At 69.1% G+C, this 3,379-nt stretch carries 4 protein-coding genes and 1 pseudogene; 1 reads left to right on the top strand and 4 read right to left on the bottom strand.

Annotation, left to right across the window (positions count from 1 at the left end; translation table 11 throughout):
• From KN815_RS30420 to KN815_RS30410, 3 genes and pseudogenes are all read right to left on the bottom strand, one after another.
• The coding region (locus tag KN815_RS30420) for a helix-turn-helix domain-containing protein (protein WP_216345083.1) at nucleotides 1-684 on the bottom strand (684 nt) is incomplete at its 3' end.
• Nucleotides 685-774: 90 nt separating this feature from the next.
• Nucleotides 775-876, bottom strand: a pseudogene (locus KN815_RS52350) (site-specific integrase); the annotation flags it as partial.
• Nucleotides 877-1,068: 192 nt separating this feature from the next.
• On the bottom strand, nucleotides 1,069-1,425 hold the full coding sequence (locus KN815_RS30410; protein WP_253209332.1) for a hypothetical protein: 357 nt from the start codon (nucleotides 1,423-1,425) through the stop codon (nucleotides 1,069-1,071).
• Nucleotides 1,426-1,515: 90 nt separating this feature from the next.
• On the opposite strand from KN815_RS30410, the gene KN815_RS51670 reads away from it, so the two are divergent.
• Nucleotides 1,516-1,641: a hypothetical protein gene (locus KN815_RS51670; protein ID WP_301184663.1), complete on the top strand. Its 126-nt coding sequence runs from the start codon at nucleotides 1,516-1,518 to the stop codon at nucleotides 1,639-1,641.
• A gap of 138 nt (nucleotides 1,642-1,779) precedes the next feature.
• On the opposite strand, the gene KN815_RS30405 is transcribed toward KN815_RS51670, so the two are convergent.
• The gene (locus KN815_RS30405) at nucleotides 1,780-3,300 is read right to left on the bottom strand and encodes a membrane-associated oxidoreductase (protein WP_216345082.1); all 1,521 of its coding nucleotides are present in this window, start codon (nucleotides 3,298-3,300) and stop codon (nucleotides 1,780-1,782) included.
• Between the last annotated feature and the right edge of the window lie 79 nt (nucleotides 3,301-3,379).

Genomic DNA, 3,379 nt, shown 5'->3' with positions numbered 1-3,379 from the left:
CTGCCGCCGGGGCTTGCGCCGGGCCCGTCCGGTCCGCAGTGCCTTGGCGAGTTCGCGGCGTAGTTCGCCCCGGCCCTGGACGTAGAGGGCCTGGTAGACGGTCTCGTGGACCACGTGCATCTCCGGCCGGTCGGGGAAACGGTTGTGCAGGGCCTGGCAGATCTGCTCAGGGCTCCACCGTAGGTCCAGACGGTCTTGGATGAAGGCACGCAGTTCGGGGTTCTGGCCGATCTTCCCGGGCTTGGGGCGGGGGCGGCGCGCATCGGCCCGGGCTTGGGCAGCGTGTGGACGGTAGTGCCACTTGCCGCGGGTTCCCACGGTCCGGTTCCGGCGTATCTCCCTGCTGATGGTGGACGGGCTGCGGCCGAGTTCAGCGGCGATCGCCCGGATCGTGGCCTTCTCCCGTAGCCGGTCGGCGATGTAGATCCGGTCGTCGTCGCGCAGGTACCGGGACGCGCCAGAAGGCGGCACCGTCGGTCGGACCGGAGGTGCCGCCTTCTGCTTGCGGTCGGCGCTGCGACCGTTGCGCCATCGTCGGCCGGTCTTCGGGTTGATGCCGACGATCTGGCATGCCTTGCTGTTGCTCAGGCCCTGCTGCATGAGCTGGAAGTATGCCTCCCGCTCACGCAGCAGCTTCTTACGTCCCTGAGCTACGGTCCGCAACTCCCGGATCTTGAAGTCCATCGCATCCCCTGAACTGGGGTGTTGCGACGACCACTAGAACAGAAGGAGTCAGTACCGGGCCTGATTCGTTGTGCGTGACTCACTGCGTGACTACCGCTTCAGGGGCGGGGTCGTACCGAAGACGCCGTCCATCGCAGTGGCCCCGGTCTGGATCAGCGGGCGGATCTGCTTCCGGTAGACCTCTTCAGTCAGGAGGTCTGAAGTCGGGGGTGGTGCCGCTGAGCTGGTGGTCTGACGGCAGTCGTTGACGGCAGTTCCCTGCCTTCGGCGCTTGTGCAGCCGGTCCATGTGGCCCATGGCCTCCCGTCGGCTGTCGTCGTTCACCGGGTCCTGGCGTCGGGCGAGTCCTGGCCATGCCCGAGCCCAGACCGGGCAGGACACCGTTCAGTAGGCGTAGATCGATGTTGCCTTGATCCTCCGGTAGGCACCCCACGTCGTGCACAACGTGGTGCTGGTCTTGTTGTACTGGGTGCCGTGTGCCGCGATCTTCCAGCCCGGGTACGCGATGAAGCCGCCGCCCTTCTTGTACAGGCCGCCGTTGCCACCCATCGTGTAGCCCTCCAACAGATAGTGGTATCCGGCCGCGGAGCGCAGGTACACGCACCCGTCGGAGTGCTGATAGGTGCCGTAGAACGTCCCCGTGCGGGACGCGGCCGTCGTCGGCGCGGCCGTTGCCGGTACCGCGGCGCCGAACACGATGGCCAGAGCGCTTGCCGCCAGAGCCGCGTTCCTCTTCATCATGCTTCCTGCTTTCTCCGGTGCTACGAGTCGATCACTGCCCCGTCGCGGGGCCCTGGCATTGAATCCTTCCTAGTCTCAGGAGGAATGTCCTTGACGCTCAGCGCACTCGTATTGACCCACAACGCCCTGCCGCCCGCGGTGAGTGACGCACTGCGTGACAACGACGAGTTCGCCAACGGCACATCGATGACGCGCGCCAACTGGGCGCCGTCATGAGGTTCTGTCTGTACGCAGGAGAGGACCGGTTCCGCTCATGCCTGCCGACCGAGCAGGTCGGGCCGCGGGTCGACCTCAACTCGCCGGTGCGGCGGCAAAGATGGCGTCGGGGCGGTACGTATCCGTCCGGCCGGACCGCTATTGGCGGCTCAGGGAGCGGGTGACGCCCGCCGCGATGGTGGTGGCCAGGATCCAGCCGGTGACGATGAGGATGTAGGAGAGCCACTGGGACCAGCCCTGTGGCGCGAAGGCCGACTGCTGACCGAAATCGGTGATCGGCAGGAGCAGGTCCACGGTGTAGAAGACGGGGTTGAAATCGGGCGCCTCATCCGCTTTCAGGGGGCGGGGGTGGTTCAGGGCGAAGGCGAGGGTGCCGGTGAGGAGAAGGGTCAGCAGCCAGCCGGCAGCGCGCATGGGACGGAAGCCGTAGCCGACGGTGAGGTCCTGGAGATGGCCCCAGGCCCTGGCGTACCGGGGAAGGGTGCGGCGGTGCCGGCGGAGCTTGGCCAGTTGCACCGTGCGGGCGGCGGCGTCATCGCCGGCGGTGCGGTAGGCGGCGGTCAGCTCCTCGTAGGCGTACGGCAGATAGCCCGACTCCTCGCGCGCCAGCAGGGTCAGGCGTTGTTCGGCGGGGAGGTCGGGGGTGAGCCTGCGATAGCTGAGGCCGTCGATCCTGACTCGGTCGGGCCACGTCTCCGGGGCGATGTGCAGCAGATCGATCTGCGAGCCGCGGAGGTTCACCGCGCCCTCGATCGGGGCGGCTTCGCGCAGCCACAGCTCGCCGATGACGCAACTGCTGGCGCGCAGGGCCTGGCCGCCGGGGTTGGAGAGCCGGGCGTACGCGAGGTTCAGATGACGGGGGATTCTGGCGCCGCTGAGGTTGACCCGCCCATGGGCGCGCAGCCGCATGGCACGCAGGTCGGTGCCGACCGACAGCGTCTCGGCGTGCAGGGCAGTGTGGCCGGGATGGTGCAGCAGGGCGTCGTCGAGGTTGGCCTCACCGGTGACGGTGGCCCCGTTCAGCCGGACCTGGCCGTGGCAGACGAGCCCGGCCGCCGCTATGTCGTTGCCCACGACCACGTGGTTGAGCTCCAGTGCCGGCTCCTGGAGCGCGTCGGGGAACGCGCCATCGGGGGCGTGGCATGCAGCGGAGACATCGGGGGCGTCCGGGGAGACGCCGAGACGCGCCCCGTCGAGGAAGATCGCCCCGGCGATCTGGGCCCCCGCAAGCCTTACGGGGCCCGCGATACGGCAGCCGCTCATCCGCAGCACCCCATCGACGCGGAGCGCTCCCGCGGTGAGGTCGGGCAGCACCGAATCGCTGAGCACCAGGGCACGCAGCTCCGCCCCGTAGAGCATCGGACCCCGCGTGAAGTGGCAGGACCGCAGCCGTATGGGGTGCTGGACCGACCCGTATCTGAGGTCGAGCTGCCCGGTGACGCGCGCACCCGCCAGCTTCAGCCCCGCTATCTCCCCGCCCCGGCTCGGCCCGTCGACCAGCAACGCCCGTAATACCTCGGCCCTTACGGTCCGCTCCGGCCCCCAGGACCCACCGGCCGCCGGGTCGTCGTCGGCGCGCTCGCGCATATCAACGCCCTCGCCCAGCGGGAACGCCTCCCAGACACGGCGCTCGGCAGGGGTCAGGTCGGCGATCTCCATCGGCGGGATGGTGGCGCGGGGGTGCTCGGGGTGTCAACTGCCGGGGCGTCGGTCACCGGGGCGTCGGTCACCGGGCCGC

The sequence above is a fragment of the Streptomyces niphimycinicus genome, from assembly GCF_018883605.1.
Taxonomy (GTDB): Bacteria; Actinomycetota; Actinomycetes; order Streptomycetales; family Streptomycetaceae; genus Streptomyces; species Streptomyces niphimycinicus.
This window is presented reverse-complemented; position numbering and strand designations above follow the sequence as displayed.

Coding starts and splice junctions, on each gene's coding strand:
- KN815_RS30405 (WP_216345082.1), bottom strand. CDS start 3,300: ATGGAGATCGCCGACCTGACCCCTGCCGAGCGCCGTGTCTGGGAGGCG.
- KN815_RS30410 (WP_253209332.1), bottom strand. CDS start 1,425: ATGATGAAGAGGAACGCGGCTCTGGCGGCAAGCGCTCTGGCCATCGTG.